Genomic DNA, 16,934 nt, shown 5'->3' with positions numbered 1-16,934 from the left:
TCACCCGTTCGCCACTAATCCACCCCGAAGGGCTTCATCGTTCGACTTGCATGTGTTAAGCACGCCGCCAGCGTTCGTCCTGAGCCAGGATCAAACTCTCCGTGAATGTTTTCCCGTAATCGGGACCACACATCACGAGAGCGGAACAACAAGGTCGGAATAAGACCCGTCGTCCACTGCGTCCTCGCTGTGTAATTGCCTACCAGGTCAGTGACCTCGTAGGACTTTTCAAAGGAACCACCAACCTGCCGAAGCAGGCCGGGGTATCAACATATCTGGCGTTGACTTTTGGCACGCTGTTGAGTTCTCAAGGAACGGACGCTTCCTTTGTACTCACCCGCAGAACATTTTCTGGGGCTTTCCTCCGGGCGCTTCCCTTCGGTCTTGCGTTTCCGACTCTATCAGACTCTTTCGTGTCCGATTCCCGGTCGAAGCGGGCCGTACTTTTCCGCTTTCCAGTTCTTCGCTTTCGCGTTTCCCTTTCCGGCGAGTCCGACTCTATCAGATCCTTTCGGGCCTGATTCCCAGTCAGCGGGGCTTGTCCTCCCGGCCGTTGGGCCGTTCCGACGTCCAAAACTCTAGCGGATTTTCCCGGCGGCTCATAATCGGGCCTTCGAAATGAATTTCGGCATGCCGAAATTCTCCCGAGTGAGGGATCGTGCTGAGTTTTGGTTGCCGCGTCTGCGGCGGGATCGGTTGCCGCAGAACCCATGGGGCTCCGTGGCAACCCGAAGAACTTTACGGACCCCAGCGGGGTGTGTCAACCCCCTCCTGGTCAGTCCAGGTCGGTGAGGCGGCCGCCCGCGTCCGGCTGGGCATGCTCGACCCTGCGTAGCAGGCGGGTCAGCATCTCGCCGAGCATCCCGCGCTCGTCGCCTCCGAGGTCCTGGAGCAGGTCCTCCTCGAAGTCGGTGGCCATCCGCATCGCCTCCAGCCACTTCGTGCGGCCCTCGTCCGTCAGCTCGACGATGACGCGCACGCGGTTGTTCTCGTCGCGGTCGCGGGTCACCAGACCCTCGCCGGCCATGCGGTCGATGCGGTGGGTCATCGCGGCCGGAGTGAGGCCGAGCCGTTTGGCCAGCTCGCCCGGACCGAGCCGGTACGGCTCCCCGCCCAGGACGAGGGTCTTGAGGACCTCCCACTCCGCGTTGCTGATGCCGAGAGCGGCGAGCTGTCTCCCGTACGCCACGTTCATCCGGCGGTTCAGCCGGCCGAGGGCGGAGACGACCTGTTCGACCTGGGGGTCCAGGTCGCGGTACTCGCGCTGGTAGGCGGCGATCTGCTCGTCGAGGCTCGGCTCCTGGAGTCCGGGCTCGGTGGTGTCAGACATGGCGCGCAGTATGGCACGCCCCTCACAGCCGTCGAAGTCCTTCGAGCTGTAGTGTTGAGGGTCTAACTTTAGTGGTAAAGTCTTCGGGTTCGAGTCGTTCGATGTGCGACGACACAGGGGTTTCGAGAGCTTGAGGTAGGTGAGTGTGACCAGGGAAATGGGCGCAGCACTGCGGCGGATCCAGATCGGCAGCGCGCTGAGCGCGTTCGGGCTCGGGTTCACCGTTCCGTATCTGTACGTCTACGTGGCGCAGGTACGGGATCTGGGCGCCGGTACGGCGGGGGTCGTGCTGGGCGTCTTCGCGATGGCGGCGCTCGCCGTGCTGCCGTTCACCGGCCGGGCGATCGACCGTCGCGGGCCGCTGCCCGTACTGATCGTCGCCTCGGTCATCGCCTCCCTGGGCGCACTCGCGCTGGGGCTGGCTTCGCAGGTCACCGCCGCTGTGCCGGCGGCGGCGGTGCTGGGCGCGGGCACTGCCGTGATGCAGCCGGCACTCGCCACGATGCTCGTCCGGTGCACCGGCCCGAGCACGCGTACACGGGCCTTCGCCATGCAGTTCTTCCTGCAGAACCTGGGCCTCGGCATCGGCGGGCTGGTCGGCGGGCAGATCGTCGACACGAGCCGGCCGGCTTCGTTCACGCTGCTGTTCCTGATCGAAGCGGTGATGTTCCTGGTGCTCGGCGCCATCGCGGCGACCGTGCGCATGCCGCGTACCTCCGTGGCCGCTCCGGGTGTCGCGGCGGATGGGGCGACTCCGCGTGGGGGGCTGCGGGTGCTGCTCTCGCACCGGGCCATGGTGCAGCTGTGCGTGCTGGGCTTCGTGGTGTTCTTCGCCTGCTACGGGCAGTTCGAGTCCGGACTCGCGGCCTACGGCACCGAGGCGGCCGGCATCGAACCGTCGACGCTCGGCGTCGCGCTGGCCGCCAACACCGCCGTCATCGTCATCGCCCAGTTCGTGGTGCTGCGTCTCGTGGAGCGCCGCCGGCGCACCCGGGTCGTCGCCGCAGTCGGTCTGATCTGGGCGTTCGCCTGGATCGTGGCCGGTTACGCGGGCCTCGGGCACGGCAGTCAGACCATGGCGACGGCCGCGATGATCTCGACGTACGCGCTGTTCGGGCTCGGTGAGTCGATGCTGTCGCCGACGGTCGCGCCGCTGGTCGCGGACCTGGCGCCGGAGGCGATGGTCGGGCAGTACAACTCGGCGTTCGCCCTGTGCAAGCAGCTCGCGCTGGCGGTCGGTCCCGCCGTGGGCGGGCCGATGGGGGCCTCGCTGCACGGCCCGTACATCGTCACGTTCGTCCTGTTCTCGCTGGGCATCACCGCGCTGGCGCTGCGGCTCGGCCGGCGGCTCACCCCCGTTCAGGACCAGCCCTCGCTCGCGAACGTGCCGTCGCGGGTGGTGGCCGTGTCGGTGCCGCAGGAGGCGGCTGCGGAGGTACCGGCTCCGGTTGCCGCCGTGCACTGACGGGGGCCGCTACCGCGGCAGGGCGAATTCGCACCACACCGCCTTGCCGCCGTCGGGGGTGCGGCGGCTTCCCCACGACGTGGCGATCGAGGCGACGATCGAGATGCCCCGGCCCGCCTCGTCCGCCGGGTCGGCGCGGCGGCGGCGCGGCAGGTGGTCGTCGCCGTCCGTCACCTCGATGATCAGCCGGCGGTCGGTGCGGCGCAGGCCCAGGCGCATGGGCGGGGTCCCGTGTTGCAGGGAGTTCGCGACCAGCTCGCCCGCGGCGAGGACGCCGAGATCGCACAGCTCCACCGGGAATCGCCATGACGTGAGCACGCCCGTCGCGAAGGCGCGGGCGCGAGGGGCCGCCTCGATGCCGCCGAGCAGGTCGAGCGAGGCGTTGTGGAAGAGCTCCGCGGCGGGGCCCGTGCGGGCGGGGTGCTGCACGACCAGGACCGCCACGTCGTCATCGTGCTCCGCGGTGACGTTGAGGGAGCGGATCAGCCGGTCGCAGACCACCTGCGGTGCGCCCTTCGCGCCGGACAGCGCTCTCTCCAGCGCGGCAACACCCTCGTCGATGTCCTCGCTGCGGCGCTCGACGAGTCCGTCCGTGTAGAGGACGGCGGTGGAGCCGGGGGGCAGCGGGATGGTGCCCGAGGTGTGGATCCAGCCGCCGGTGCCGAGCGGCGGGCCGATCGGGTCCTCCGCCCGGTGCACCGTGCCCTCCTCGTCGCGCACCAGGATCGGCAGATGGCCGGCGGAGGCGTAGACGAGCAGTCCCTCGTTGGGGTCGTGGACGGCGTAGGCGCAGGTGGCGATCTGGCTGGCGTCGATCTCGGCGGCGAGCCCGTCGAGCAGCTGGAGCACCTCGTGCGGCGGGAGATCCAGGCGGGCGTAGGCCCGTACGGCTGTGCGCAGCTGGCCCATGACGGCTGCGGCGCGCACCCCGCGGCCCATCACGTCCCCGATGACGAGCGCGGTGCGGCCCGCGCCGAGGGTGATGACGTCGTACCAGTCGCCGCCTACCGCCGCGTCCGTGCCGCCGGGCTGGTAGGTAGCGGCGATCCGCAGGTCGTCGGGCTGTTCCAGCTCCTGCGGGAGCAGTGAGCGCTGGAGCGTGACGGCGGTTTCGCGGTGGCGGCCCTCGCTGGCGCGCAGCCGTTCGGCCGCTTCGGCGTGGTCGGTGACGTCGGCCGCGTAGACGAGGACTCCGCTGTCGCGCCGCTTCTCCCTGTCCTGTCGCACGGGCGAGCACGTCACGGTGTACGAGCGGCCGTCGGCGGCCTTGCGGGACTTGACCGTGCGCGGGGTGCCGCTGCGCAGGACCTGGTCCATGAGGGGGAGCAGGCTGAGGTCGGCGAGCTCGGGCATGGCCTCGGCGGCGGGCGCTCCGCAGGGGCGCGGGCCGAAGGCGGTGGTGTAGGCGTCGTTGACGTACGCGATGCGGTGGTCGGGGCCGTGCACCAGGGCGACGAGGGCGGGCAGCCGGCCCAGGATGTCGCGGGCGGAGAGATCCTCCAGATCGGGCGCCGAGGGCAGGGGGATGCCGCCGGGCCCGTCCTTCGGCGGGCCGGCCCCGGGCTCGGGCCGGGCGTACTCGGCGCGGGCCGCCGGTACGGAGCTGTGGTCCTCCCGGGCGGCGCGACGCTGCGTACCGGGGAGGCGGGCGCTCCAACGCGTGAAGTTCACGGAATTTCTGGCCTCGTGTGTCGGTCTGGTCCGCTCGGGCGGGCTGCTTCCTCTGCCGGGGCGTCCCACCTGTCGTGGGACGTTCGTCGCCCCTGGGACGGTCTTTCGCTGGTCACTGTCGGTTGCTGCCGGCCGGGTCACTCTGTGCAGATGCGGGCCCACCCATGGTCACACGTCCAGTGTGTCGGACCCTACTGACAGTCGTCCCCGCCGGGCCGTGGGCGCCGGCCCGCGGCGAGTTCGAACTCGGCCCTGGGGTGTTCCAGGGAGCCGAGGGAGACGATTTCGCGTTTGAAGAGGCCGGCGAGCGTCCATTCGGCCAGGACGCGTGCCTTCCGGTTGAAGGTGGGGACCCGGCTGAGGTGATACATGCGGTGGATCAGCCACGCCGGGTAGCCCTTGAGCCTGCGTCCGTAGATGTGCGCGACGCCCTTGTGGAGGCCGAGCGAGGCGACGGAGCCCGCGTAGCTGTGGCGGTATTCGGTGAGCGGTCCGCCGTCGAGCGCGGCGACGACGTTGTCCGCGAGGACCTTTGCCTGGCGGAGGGCGTGCTGGGCGTTGGGTGCGGTGGTGCGGCCCGGTTCGGCGGCGGTCAGGTCGGGTACGGCCGCGGCGTCCCCGGCGGCCCAGGCGTGCTCGGTGCCCTCGACGGTGAGACGGGCGGTGCAGCGGAGCCTGCCGCGTTCGTCGAGGGGCAGGCCGGTGGCGGCGAGCAGCGGGGCGGGTTTGACGCCGGCGGTCCACACGAGGGTGCGGGTGGGGAAGCGGGAACCGTCGCTGAGCACCGCGATCCGGGACTCGCAGGAGTCGAGCCGGGTGTCGAGGCGTACGTCGATGTTGCGGCCGCGCAGTTCCCGTACGGCGTACAGGCCGAGCGATTCGCCGACCTCGGGCAGGATGCGGCCGGTGGCCTCGACGAGGATCCATTTCAGGTCTTCGGCCTTGATGTTGTGGTAGTACCGCGCGGTGTAGCGGGCCATGTCCTCCAGCTCGGCGAGCGCCTCCACGCCGGCGTAGCCGCCGCCGACGAAGACGAAGGTCAGGGCGGCGTCGCGGACGGCGGGGTCGCGGGTGGCGGAGGCGATGTCCATCTGCTCGATGACGTGGTTGCGCAGTCCGATGGCCTCCTCGATCGTCTTGAAACCGACGCCGTGATCGGCGAGGCCGGGGACGGGGAGGGTGCGCGAGACGGAGCCGGGGGCGAGGACGAGTTCGTCGTACTCGATCTCCAGGGCGCCCATGCCGTCCTCGCCGCTGGCGAGGGTGGTGACGGTGGCGGTGCGCTTGGTGTGGTCGATGCTCCGGGCCTCGCCGATGACGATGGTGCAGTGCGGCAGGACGTGGCGCAGCGGTACGACGACGTGGCGCGGCGAGATCGAGCCGGCGGCGGCTTCCGGGAGGAAAGGCTGATACGTCATATATGGCTCGGGCGCGACGACGACGATCTCGGTGTCACCGCTTCTCAGTCTCTGCTTCAGCTTCCGCTGGAGGCGCAGCGCTGTGTACATCCCGACGTAGCCTCCGCCGACCACGAGAATGCGGGTGCCCGGCGGGGGGCCGGGGGGTGTTCCCCCGGAAGCTGAAGCCATCACCACCCCATGACGCAACGTGCACCGGAGTTTGTCCACAGCCCCGGCAAATTGTGTGACCGGAGGTTCCGGACGGGCGGGTGGTGCGGGACGGCTCCGTGGCGGGCCAGTCCCGCAGGTCAGGCATTGCGGTACGGGTCAGGGGCGGGAGGCCGATCGGTGACCAACCGGTCCTTGCTCCGATCGGGGGGCGCTCGGGGCGGAACTGCCCCCTTCTGAATTGACCCTGGCTCAACTATGTTCGTATGTCGTCGGGGTGCCGGACGGTGACCATCGGTCCACCCTCGACTGACACGGCGGGAGTCTCCGGGGGGAGACGTCATAACCGGGGGAACAGTTATGAATATTCAGGAATCGCATTGGCCGGCTACTGCTGTCGCGCCAGAAGAATCCGGACACATCAGGGCAGTTGGCACTCTCAACGGAGTGGGGACCACCACGGCCGCCTCGGCTTCGACAGCGGTGAACACGCTGAGCGGAGCGCTCGGCGCCCCGTCCGGTGTCGCTTCCGCGCATGTGCGGTCGGCCCCGTTGCGGGTGGACGCGCAGCGCAATCTGGAGCACGTGCTGCGGGCCGCGCGCGAGGTGTTCGGGGAGCTGGGGTACGGAGCCCCGATGGAGGACGTGGCGCGCCGGGCCAGGGTCGGTGTCGGCACGGTCTACCGGCGCTTTCCCAGCAAGGATGTGCTGGTGCGCCGGATAGCCGAGGAGGAGACCTCCCGGCTGACCGACCAGGCCCGGTCCGCGCTGGGGCAGGAGGACGAGCCGTGGTCGGCGCTCTCGCGCTTCCTGCGGACCTCGGTGGCCTCGGGAGCGGGGCGGCTGCTGCCCCCGCAGATACTGCGGGTGGGTGTGGAGTCCGATGATCCGGCGGTCGGCGGCGCGGCGGGTGCTGTGCCGGAGTCGACTGGGGACGAGCCCCGGGTGCCCCAGCAGCGGCAGGAGGCGGGCGCGCCACGGGCGGCCGGTCCCCGGTCCGACCGGGAGACCGGCGGCGAGGACCTGGGCGCCGGAGCGGCCGAACTGCTGGAGGTCGTGGGCCGGCTGGTCGACCGGGCGCGGACCTCGGGTGAGCTGCGCCGCGATGTGACGGTGTCGGATGTGCTGCTGGTCATCGCGACGGCGGCCCCTTCGCTGCCGGACGCGGCTCAGCAGGCGGCGGCCTCTTCACGGCTGCTGGACATCCTGTTGGAGGGGCTGCGCTCCCGGCCCGAGTGAGGCCCGGGAAGGAGCCCGGGTGCGCCCCGAGCGGAGGCGCGAGTACGGCCCGAGCGGGAGGGGAGCGGGCGGCCCGAGCGGAGGGGAGCGGGCGGGGGATGGCGTGGGCTTCGGCCTTCGGTGTGCGGGGGGTGCCTTGCCCTCCCCGCTGTCGCGTCAACCCACCACCCGGCTACTCCTTCCCCGAATGAGTGCTCGCTAGTGCTCACATTCGGAGGAAGGCCTCGGATGAGTGGTTGGCGGGGCTGAGCGCCCGCTGTCTCGGTGCTCTGTGGCACGCTGGCGCCCGGTATTGGGTCCGATGGCGCATACGGGGGCGTCCGCGATGAGCGGTGACGGGCAGAAGGAAGAGTCGTACGACGGTGTGTCCACCGCGGGCGACGGTACGGAGCCGGGCGGTCCTCCCGGGCACCAGGTGCCGAGCCAGGCTGCCCCCGGACACCGGGCCGCCGGTCCAGGACACCGGACCGGTTCCGGACGCCGGGACGGACAACAGGACGGACGCCCCGGATCCGCCGGCGCTCCCGAGCGTCGGGGCTCCGATGACGCCGACGGTGGAGGAACGGTCCTGCCCGGTCCATGGGCGCCCGCACCGGCCGAGGACGCGGGCCCGGCGGGAGTGGCCGAGGCGGGGGCCCCGGGTGCGGAAGCGGTCGATGTGGCGCCTGCCGTGCCGATGCAGCGGGCGGGCCGGGGCTCGGGGGCCGCGGAGAGCGTCGCGCCGGGGCCGTCCGACGCGCAGCTGATCGAGCGGATGCGCGCGGGCGACGACCTCGCGTACGACGAGTTGTTCCGGCGCCACGCGCAGGCGGTGCGCCGCTACGCCCGCACCTGCTGCCGGGACGGCCACACCGCCGACGACCTGACGGCCGAGGTCTTCGCCAGGACCTTGCAGGCGGTACGGGGCGGCAAGGGGCCGGAAGAGGCGGTGCGCGCCTATTTGATGACGGCGGTGCGGCATGTCGCCGCCGCGTGGACGAAGACCGCGAGGCGCGAGCAACTGGTCGACGACTTCGCCGCGTTCGCCGCTCAGGCTGCCCACTCGTCGGAGGTGTCGGACGCGGACACCCTCGACCTGGGCGCCGATGTGCTCGCGATGCACGAGGCCGAGCAGTCGATGGCCATGCAGGCCTTCCGGAGCCTCCCGGAGCGCTGGCAGGCCGTGCTGTGGCACACCACCGTCGAGGAGGAGTCGCCCAGCGACATCGCCCCGCTCTTCGGGCTGACCGCGAACGCGACGTCGGTCCTGGCCAGCCGGGCCCGCGAAGGCCTCAAGCAGGCCTACTTGCAGGCCCATGTGAGCCAGGCGCTCACCTCGGGCGGCGACTGCGCGCGCTACGCCGACCGGCTCGGCGCCTATGCCCGGGGCGGGCTGCGGATGCGCGCCGAGCGGGGGCTGCGTGGGCACCTGGACGAGTGCGCGAAGTGCCGCGTCGCGGCGGGTGAGTTGGCCCATGTCAACGCCGGCATCCCCGCGCTGCTCCCGGTCGCGGTCATCGGCTGGTTCGCCGCCGGGTACTCGCTCAAGGCGGCCGGGATCGTGGCGGGAGGCGCCGCCGGTGCCGCTGGGGCGGGGGCTGCCGCCGCGGCGACCGGAGGAGGCTCGTCCGCGGGCTCGGCCGGTGGTGCCGCGGCCTCCGAGGGGCTCGGCCTGCCCGCGAAGGCCGGGATCGCGGCCGCGGTCGCCGTCGCGGCGGCCGCCGGGCTCGTCTGGGCGCTGGTGGGCGACGACCAGCCCCGGCCCGAGGCGAAGCCGGTCCCCAAGCCTCCGGCGATGGCGCCCGCGGTGCCCTCGCCCACGCCCACGCCTCCGGAGCCCGAGCCGACGCCGCCGCCGAAGCCCGCACCGCCGGCCCCCACACCGCCGAAGCCGACCCCGACGCCGACTCCGACCCCGACGCCCACGCCCACCCCGACGCCCACGCCGCCGCCGAAGCCCGCACCGCCGCCCCCCACGCCGACTCCGCCACCGCCTCCCGCACCGGAGCCGGAGGTCTACCAGGTCAGTGAGCTGGCCTACACGCTGTTCGGCGACCACAGCGCCCCCGAGGTGGTGCTCGGTGAGAGCGGCTGGGTCTGGCAGCGTTCCGGCATGTCGATCGGCGGCACGCGGTACGCGCACGGGGTGACCGTCCACAGCCGCTCCTCGGTGGTCATCCAGCTGAACCGCCAGTGCACCCGCTACGAGGCGATGGCCGGCGTCGACGACCTCACCAGGGGGCTCGGCGCGGTGCGGTTCTCGGTCTTCAACGGGGACGGGGTGCGGCTGTGGCGGTCCCCCGTGATGCGCGGCGGCGACCCCGCCGTGCCCGTCGGGGTGAACATCGAGGGCCAGAAGCGGATTCGGCTCGTCGTGGAGCCGGAGCACCCGTTCGGCAGGGTGGCCCTCGCCGACTGGGCCGAGTCGCGGATCAGCTGCCGCTGAGGGGCGGGCAGGGCCGGCCCGGTGCTGGTGCTTGTGCCGGTGGACTCGTACGGGCCGGGATGCCCGCGCGTTACGGGACCGGTAGGTCCGCGACGATGCCCTTCAGAACGTCGATGACGTCGCCGAGGGTCAGCGCGACGCCGGCGGCGCGCTCCTCCTCGTAACGCCGCGCGCCCAGTTCCTCGCGGCACAGTCGCTCGACCGCGTCGATCTCGGCCTGCTCCCCCTCGGTCCTGGGGCTCGACAGGTGTCGCCAGTTGTCGGCGGCGGCGAGGATGCGGACGACGGCCGCGTGGTGGCCGAGCTTCGACAGGACGGTCACCGCGCCGTCGGCCAGGTGACCGGTGACGATCTCGGCGCACTGCGCCTCCTTCGCCGCGACCAGGGCCTCGGTCAGCCCGCGCGCCCCGGCGTCGGTTCCGCCGTCGGGGCCGGGCTCGTGGACGGTGATCCGGGCCGACAGGCCGCTCATCGCCACGGTGAAGTGCGACGGCGGGCCGCCGCGGCCGGCCTGCTCCTGGGCGACGGTGAGCATCCGCCGGGCGTCCGCGATGTCGCCCCGGTGGAACGCCATGGTGGCGCGCAGGTAGTGGGTGTAGGCGGTGGCGTCGTGCGCCTGGTGGCGTTCCGCCTCGGCCTCCGAACTGTCCAGCCTCTGGTGGGCGGCGGCCAGGTCGCCGGTGCGGTAGGAGAGCTCGGCGAGCCGGGCCAGGAGGAACGGGGCCTCGGCGTGGGCGCCGACCTCGCGGGCGAGCAGCAGCGCCTCCTCGTAGGCGGTGCTCGCCTCGTCGTAGCGTCCGCGCATCATGCCCGCCTCCGCCGCGGCGGAGGCGACCTGGGCGCGCATCCAGCGGTCGCCGACGCGACGGCTCAGGGCACGCAGTTCGGCGAGGTCGTCATCGATGCCGGGCATGCCGCCGGGCATGTCGACCAGCATGTGTGCGCGGAACATCAGGATGACGCCGTACTCCCAGGCACCACCGTGCTCGCGGGCGTTGTCGACGGCCTCGTCGATTTTCTCCCGGGTGTCCTCCGTGGTTCCGGTGAGGTACGAGGTCATCGGCCAGAGCAGTCCGGGGAAGCGGACGCTGTGCGAATGGGAGGCGGCGAACGCGTCGGCCACCCGGTTCACGAGCTCATGGGTCCTGGCGTCGGCCTGGGCGATCTCGGACTGACCGCTCTCCGCCGCGAAGAAGAACCACAGCAGGTGGAGGTTCATCCGGGGCCAGTACCGGGGGTCCGACTCGTCGGTGGGCTCGGGGCCGAGTGTGCGGGCCTTCTGGGTCCAGGCCAGGCCCTCGGAGCGGTAGTTGCGCAGCCACCAGAACCAGCCCATGCCCAGTACCAGGCGCGCCGCCTCCGGTTCGGAGAGGCCCGAGGCGGTGGTGCGCTGGAGAGCGGCGCGGATGTTGTCGAGGTCCGTCTCCAGGCGCTGGATCCAGGGGAGCTGGTCGCCGGAGCGCAGGCGCGGTTCGGCCTCCTCCACGAACCCGAGGAAGTACGCGGTGTGTGCGCTCTCGGCTGCGGCACGCACCTGCGGGGCCTCGGCGCACCGCTCGACGGCGTACTCGTGGATCGTCTCCAGGAGGCGGTAGCGCATCGCGCCGTCCACGGCCGGGGCGGCGACGACCAGGGACTTGTCGACCAGCGCGCCGAGCAGGTCGGCGGTGGCGGCGGCGGGACGGCCGGCGCCCTCCGATGTCCTGATGACGGCTTCGGCGGCCGTCAGGTCCCAGCCGCCCGCGAAGACGGAGACCTGCCTCAGGGCGGTGCGTTCGTCCTCGTCCAGGAGGTCCCAGGACCAGTCGACCACGGCCCGCAGGGTCTGCTGGCGGGGCAGCACGGTCCGGCTGCCGCCCGTCAGCAGGCGGAACCGGTCGTCCAGCCGGTCCGCGATCTGCCGCGGTCCCAGCAGCCGCAGCCGGGCGGCGGCCAGCTCGATCGCGAGCGGCAGTCCGTCCAGCCGGCGGCAGATCTCCGCGACGGCGTCCGGGTCGTGCGCGGGTTCGTGGTCGGGGTCGAACCCCGGGCGTACGGCCCTGGCGCGTTCGGTGAACAGGCGGTGGGCGGGATCGGCGGGCAGCGGGTCGACCGGCCGTACGGACTCGCCGGGGACCGCGAGCGGCTCCCGGCTGGTGGCGAGGATGCGCAGCTGCGGGCAGCGGGTGAGCAGGGTCTCCGCAAGTGCTGCGGCGGCGCCGATGACGTGCTCGCAGTTGTCGAGGATGAGGAGCACGGGCGCGGGGCGGGAACCGTGTCCGAGGCGGTCGACCAGCAGATCGACCGGGTCGGTGCGCGGGAGGGTGCCGTCGAGGCTGTTGTCCCGCAGGAGCGCGGTCTCGCGCAGCCCGAGCGCGGAGAGCACGGCGCCCGGGACGGCGTCGGGGGCCTCCACGGGGGCGAGTTCGGCGATCCAGACGTCCGGCGGAGTGGTGCCGGCGGGGGCCTGGCATGCCGCGGACTCCTCGGCGAGGCGGGTCTTCCCGGAACCGCCGGGGCCGGTGAGGGTGACCAGCCGTGACCGGGTCAGGTCGTCGTGGATGGCACGCAGTTCGGGCTCGCGTCCTACGAAGGAGGTGAGCCGGGGGCGCAGGTTACCCCGGGCGGGTTTCACGTGAAACACGCCGGTTTCGGCAGGTGCGGGCGGTGCGGGAGCGAGTAGTTCGCGGTGCAGGGCGGTGAGTTCGGGGCCGGGGTCGGTGCCGAGCCCGTCGGCGAGGGCGCGGCGGGCGTCCTCGTAGGCCGCGAGCGCGTCGGCCTGCCGGCCGTCGGCGCGCAGGGCCCGTATGAGCTGAGCCCGGAAGCGCTCGTCGTACGGGTGGGCGGCGATCAGCTCTGTCAGCTCGGCGGCAAGCGCGGCGGGGCGGGGGGCGGAGGCGTGGACGCCGGCCGCGTGGGGGCCGGCGGCGTTGGAGGAGGCGGCGTTGGAGGAGGCGGCGTTGGGTGTGGTCGCGGGGCCGTGGGAGGCGGCCATGGTGTGGGGACCTGGGCCGTTGGGGGTGGCGGTCCCGGTGGCGGTCCCGGTGACAGTCCCGTTGGCGGCGCTGCCGGTGGCGGGAGGCCCGTTGCCGGGGCGGTGGACGTTGTTGGGCCCGTCACCCGGGGTCGGGGCGGCCTCGGCCGCCACGGACGCGCTCGCGGTGCGGGAGACGGCCGTCGCGGGACCAGCAGCGCCGGAGACGGCCGGGCCAGCGGTACCGGAGGCGGCCGTCGCGGAGTCAGCAGCGCCGGAAGCGGCCGTAGCGGAGCCAGCAGCGCCGGAAGCGGCCGTCGTGAGGCCCGCACCCCCGGAGGCTGCGGCCGTCGTAAGGCCCGCGGTCCCGGGATGGGCGCCGTTCGAGGGAGCGACCCCCGTGCCCTGCACGGCGCCGTTCGAGGGAGCGACCCCCGTGCCCTGCACGGCGCCGCCCCGCCCCTCCCCCGTCGCGCGGCGCAGGTCGGCCTCGATGCGGCGTTCCAGGGCGGCCAGGCGCTGGGCCTCGGGGCGGAGGGCGTGGCCGTGGTCCCCGTCGGGCAGATCGGCCAGGGCGGGGCCGCGCCACAGGGCGAGGGCGGTCCGCAGTGTGCGGGCGGCCGTGTCCGGGGCGCCGGCCTCCAGTTCGGCCCCGCCCCGCCCGGCCAGGTGCTCGAACACGTACAGGTCGACGTCGTCCGGGCCCGCGGTGAGGCGGTAGCCGCCCGGGGTGCTGGCCAGCGCCTCCTTGCCGAGCACCCGGCGCAGCCGCCCGACGAGGGCCTGGAGCGCGGCGGGCGCGTCGGCGGGGGGATCGTCCGCCCAGACGTCGTCGACCAGCTCGGCGACGGTGACGGGTCGCCCCGGCCGCAGCGCGAGGGCGGCGAGAAGGGCGCGCAGCCTGCTGCCGCCGAGGGGCAGCAGGCCGCCGTTCTCGTCTCGCGCCTCGGTGGCGCCCAGGATCAGATACCGCACCCCACCATTGTGTCCTGCCCGCTGCCGGGTCAGCAGTGCCCGAACGGGCGCACCGCCCGCGGGTCAGCCCTGCAACGAGCGGCGCGCCGGGACGACGCCCCCGGCGACCGCGCGCTGGCGGGGGGCCGCCGTGCCCGTCCAGCAGGTTCCGCGCCGCGAGACGAGGCGGCGCAGCCACAGTTCGGTGGAGGCGAGGTCGGCGAGCCCGTCCAGGGGGAGCGGCTCGCCCTCGGAGGCCGCGCGCAGGGCCTTGCGTACGACGCGGGCCTCGACCAGGCCCGCGTCGGCCAGCAGGGGGGCGTCGAAGAGGGCGATCAGCTCGGGCAGGGCGGTGCGCAGGCCGGTCCGGGTGACTTCGGTCGAGCCGGCCTGGGAGGGGGCGCCCCAGCCGGGCGGCAGCTCGTGGATGCCCGCACCGGCCAGGACCCGGCGCAGGATCGCCGCGCGGGCGCCCGGCTGGACCCGCAGGGACTCGGGAAGCGCGCGGGCGGCGCGTACGACCTGGTTGTCGAGGAAGGGGGCGTGCAGCCGCTGGCTGCGGATCTCGGCGGCCTGCTCCAGGACGCGGTGGTCGGCGGCGCTGCGGGCGAGGGCGGCTCGGGCACGGGCCTCGCCGGGGCGCTGGACGGACGACGGGCGGATCGCCGCCTCCTGGAGGCGAACCGATACTTCAGCGAGTGCCTCCCCGGTCAGCCACCGGGCGGCGGGCCCCGGCCTGGACCAGGCGAGCGCGGCGAGCGAGGCGTCGGCCGGGGTGTCGAGTCCGGGCGCGAGACGGTTGGCGTCGGGCAGCCGGCCGGCCGCCGCTTCGAGGCCGGTGCGGTAGGACGTACGGGCGAGCCGGCGGGCCGCCCGGTAGACCGTCAGCGGGACGAACAAGGAGTGCGCGGAGGGCCCTTCGGCCTTGGCGAGGGCGGCGACCGGGCGCAGCAGGTGGCGTCGGCGCCGGTCCATCAGCAGGTCGGCGAGGCGGGCCGGGTGGGCGTCGAGCACCTGCCGGGCGCCGGCCCCCACGAAGTGGTCGGCGCTGCCCGCGGAGAGCCGGCGCCGGTGGCGTTCGGCGAGGACGAGGGAGGGGGCCGGTTCGTCGGTGAGCGCGCCGGCGCCCAGTTCGGCGTAGGGCAGGGCCTCTTCACCCGCGGCGACGACGACGTGGTGCAGGCGGGGGTTGGCCGCGATGGCGCGGGCCCGTTCGAGTTCGGCCTCGTGGGCGCGGGTGGTCAGGTCGTTGAAGGTGACGGCGAGGAGCCGTTCGCCCGCCCCGGTGCCGTGGCCGAGGATCGTGCCGGGAAGTCCGGGGAGGCCGGCGGCCAGCAGGGCGAGGGTCGCCGACGCGCTGCCCCCGGAGAGGTCGGCGCCGATGCCGGGCACGGGCGCGCCCCGGGCGGCGCGGCGTTCGGCCGGGCCCATGCCGGGGACCGGGCCCGGGTCGGGCGGCAGGGTCTCCGGGGCGTGGCGCGGGGCCAGCAGCCGGGCACGTACCGCTTCGACCAGGGCGTCGCGCACCCCTTCGACGGCGCTCACCGGGTCGAGTTCGGGGGCGGCCACGGCGAGGGAGGCCACGGCCTCGTACCCGGTGATCTCCCGCGAGCCCTCGCGGAGGATCAGGGCGTGGCCGGGCGGGATGCGCTTCACGCCCGCGTAGGGGGTGCCGTCGCGCAGCGCCTCCGGGGTCTCGGGGCAGGCGAGCAGCGCGGCCAGGTGGCCGATGTCCAGCTGTGCCTCGATGAGGTCGGCGAGGGGGAGCGCGGCGGTGGCGTACGCCGTGCCGCCGGCCCAGGGTGTGTAGAAGACGGGCCGGGCTCCGGCGAGGTCGCCGACGACGGTGATCCGGCGGCCGATCTGGACGACGGCCGTGTAGCTGCCGGTCCAGGCGGTGAGGTGGCGCAGGGCGCCGCCCCGGGCGGCGAGCAGGCCGACGCGGAGTTGCTCGTCGGTGGCGCCGCAGCAGCCGAGCACGGCGAGCCGGACGGTGGGGGCGCCCTCGGTGGTGTCCACCCGGACGGTGCGGATCTCGTCGGGCCGCCAGTCGCCGACCGCCCAGAGCGGATCGGGGTCCCCCCACAGGAGCTGGGAGCCCACGGGATGCATCGTGCGCCCGTCGTCACCGCCGCCCACCGCACCGGCCGTGCCGAAGCTCGCGGCGATACTGCTCCAACCCACCAACCAACGCATCGCCGCCTCCACAGGCTGTGGACAAAAAACGGCGCGGCAAGGAAGCACCCGGAGAACTCCGGTGGCGGTCGGCGCCGTTGCGGACATGCTGCCACGACAACGGCGCGCAGGAGTGGCTACGGACGGCGCACGTCGTGAGCGCATGCGCCCCTGGCAAAGGCCGCAGGGCGGCCGCCGGTTCGACCGGCCCCCGAACGGCCCGCGCGCGTCGCGCGTGCCGTCAACGGAGTTGCGTATTCCGGGCGTTGCGTTCCCCGCACCCGCTCCGCGTGAACGGCCCGGTTCCGGCCACCCCCATCGGGCGGCGCGAGCAGCCGCGGGAATGTCCGCGCGTCCCTCGGCCCAACCTCATCCGACCATCGACATCCGGCCAATTTTCGAACGGAAGGGAACCGACGGGGAGACGGCGGATTGCCTCGCTCATCCGCATTCCTCCATGTTCGTGCGACGCTTTGCCGGGCGGCGCCCCCGATCCCCCGCACGCCCGGCAAACGCCTGTGGAACGCCCCCGCGAGACCCGGAACTCACGGCCCGGGAGGCGGGCTTCGCCTCCCGGACCGGTCCACCGCCCGCGGGGAATGGGGCGGCGATATCCCCCAGCCCCTGTGTCCAGCACAGCGGGCCGATCCACGCAGCACCCATGCAAGCGCCGGCCCGGTGGCCGGGCCAGAGCGCACGTACGGGCGCACGGCCACACACCGGGGTGCACGCGCGAGCACCCCGGAACCGGCCTCGGGAAAGCCGCCGGGGCCACCGGGAACACAGCCCGCCCGTACGCCCCCCGGCGCCCGTCCGCGCTGGTCGGCGGGCGGTTCCGCGCCGGACTCCACGCACGGGGCGGCCGCCGCGGACCCCGCGCACTCCGTCGACGGCCGCGGGGGCCGGGCCGGCGCCCCGCCCCGGAAGCCTCCACGCACCCTCCGCCGCTCCCCCGCACTTCCCCCGCCCTCCCTCCTCGCTTCCTCCGTCTTGCGTTCGCCCCTGCCGTCCCGTAGACCTCTATCGTTCTCATCCGCCACACGACTCCCCGCGAGCGGCCGGGACGGACAACAATCCCGCCATACGGACGTCCGGCCCTTAACGGTAGGGATGCGACGAACTACGCTGGGTTGACTGATGTTCTCAGCAGGGCG

At 73.4% G+C, this 16,934-nt stretch carries 8 protein-coding genes and 1 rRNA gene (1 of these 9 only partly in view); 3 read left to right on the top strand and 6 right to left on the bottom strand.

Going from position 1 to position 16,934, the window contains the following annotated elements; all coding sequences use genetic code 11:
- Together P8A18_RS18115 and P8A18_RS18110 are read right to left on the bottom strand one after the other, a co-directional pair.
- A 16S ribosomal RNA gene (locus P8A18_RS18115) occupies positions 1–106 on the bottom strand (it extends 1,420 nt beyond the left edge of the window).
- A 669-nt stretch (positions 107–775) separates the two neighbouring features.
- Entirely contained in the window at positions 776–1,330 is a 555-nt protein-coding gene (locus P8A18_RS18110) for a MarR family winged helix-turn-helix transcriptional regulator (RefSeq protein WP_306055877.1), read from the bottom strand.
- Between the two features lie 157 nt (positions 1,331–1,487).
- On the opposite strand from P8A18_RS18110, the gene P8A18_RS18105 reads away from it, so the two are divergent.
- Positions 1,488–2,795 (top strand): MFS transporter, encoded by a 1,308-nt coding sequence (locus P8A18_RS18105; protein WP_306060981.1) that lies wholly within the window; start codon positions 1,488–1,490, stop codon positions 2,793–2,795.
- Positions 2,796–2,804: 9 nt separating this feature from the next.
- Here P8A18_RS18105 and P8A18_RS18100 read toward each other — a convergent pair whose 3' ends face one another.
- Both P8A18_RS18100 and P8A18_RS18095 read right to left on the bottom strand, forming a co-directional pair.
- The gene (locus P8A18_RS18100) at positions 2,805–4,466 is read right to left on the bottom strand and encodes an ATP-binding SpoIIE family protein phosphatase (protein ID WP_018554147.1); all 1,662 of its coding nucleotides are present in this window, start codon (positions 4,464–4,466) and stop codon (positions 2,805–2,807) included.
- A 191-nt stretch (positions 4,467–4,657) separates the two neighbouring features.
- Complete coding sequence (locus P8A18_RS18095; protein ID WP_306055875.1) at positions 4,658–6,055, bottom strand: NAD(P)/FAD-dependent oxidoreductase; 1,398 nt, start codon at positions 6,053–6,055, stop codon at positions 4,658–4,660.
- Positions 6,056–6,394: 339 nt separating this feature from the next.
- Between P8A18_RS18095 and P8A18_RS18090 the strand changes: the two genes are divergently transcribed.
- Both P8A18_RS18090 and P8A18_RS18085 read left to right on the top strand, forming a co-directional pair.
- Entirely contained in the window at positions 6,395–7,273 is an 879-nt protein-coding gene (locus P8A18_RS18090) for a TetR/AcrR family transcriptional regulator (RefSeq protein ID WP_306055874.1), read from the top strand.
- 325 nt (positions 7,274–7,598) lie between these two features.
- Entirely contained in the window at positions 7,599–9,698 is a 2,100-nt protein-coding gene (locus P8A18_RS18085) for a sigma-70 family RNA polymerase sigma factor (protein WP_306060979.1), read from the top strand.
- 70 nt (positions 9,699–9,768) lie between these two features.
- Here the strand turns inward: P8A18_RS18085 and P8A18_RS18080 are convergent, their stop codons facing one another.
- Positions 9,769–13,626, bottom strand: a complete 3,858-nt coding sequence (locus P8A18_RS18080) for an AfsR/SARP family transcriptional regulator (RefSeq protein ID WP_306055873.1) — start codon at positions 13,624–13,626, stop codon at positions 9,769–9,771.
- Positions 13,627–13,689: 63 nt separating this feature from the next.
- On the bottom strand, positions 13,690–15,801 hold the full coding sequence (locus P8A18_RS18075) for an asparagine synthase-related protein (RefSeq protein ID WP_306055872.1): 2,112 nt from the start codon (positions 15,799–15,801) through the stop codon (positions 13,690–13,692).
- Between the last annotated feature and the right edge of the window lie 1,133 nt (positions 15,802–16,934).

It is taken from the genome of Streptomyces sp. Mut1, from assembly GCF_030719295.1.
GTDB classification, from domain to species: domain Bacteria; phylum Actinomycetota; class Actinomycetes; order Streptomycetales; family Streptomycetaceae; genus Streptomyces; species Streptomyces castrisilvae.
The sequence above is the reverse complement of the archived record's forward strand: the minus strand, read 5'-3'. Positions and strand labels throughout refer to the sequence as shown.

Excerpts from the sequence above, each read along its gene's own strand:
- P8A18_RS18110 (WP_306055877.1), bottom strand. The coding sequence starts at position 1,330 with ATGTCTGACACCACCGAGCCCGGACTCCAGGAGCCGAGCCTCGACGAG.
- P8A18_RS18105 (WP_306060981.1), top strand. The coding sequence starts at position 1,488 with ATGGGCGCAGCACTGCGGCGGATCCAGATCGGCAGCGCGCTGAGCGCG.
- P8A18_RS18095 (WP_306055875.1), bottom strand. The coding sequence starts at position 6,055 with ATGGCTTCAGCTTCCGGGGGAACACCCCCCGGCCCCCCGCCGGGCACC.
- P8A18_RS18090 (WP_306055874.1), top strand. The coding sequence starts at position 6,395 with ATGAATATTCAGGAATCGCATTGGCCGGCTACTGCTGTCGCGCCAGAA.
- P8A18_RS18085 (WP_306060979.1), top strand. The coding sequence starts at position 7,599 with ATGAGCGGTGACGGGCAGAAGGAAGAGTCGTACGACGGTGTGTCCACC.
- P8A18_RS18075 (WP_306055872.1), bottom strand. The coding sequence starts at position 15,801 with ATGCGTTGGTTGGTGGGTTGGAGCAGTATCGCCGCGAGCTTCGGCACG.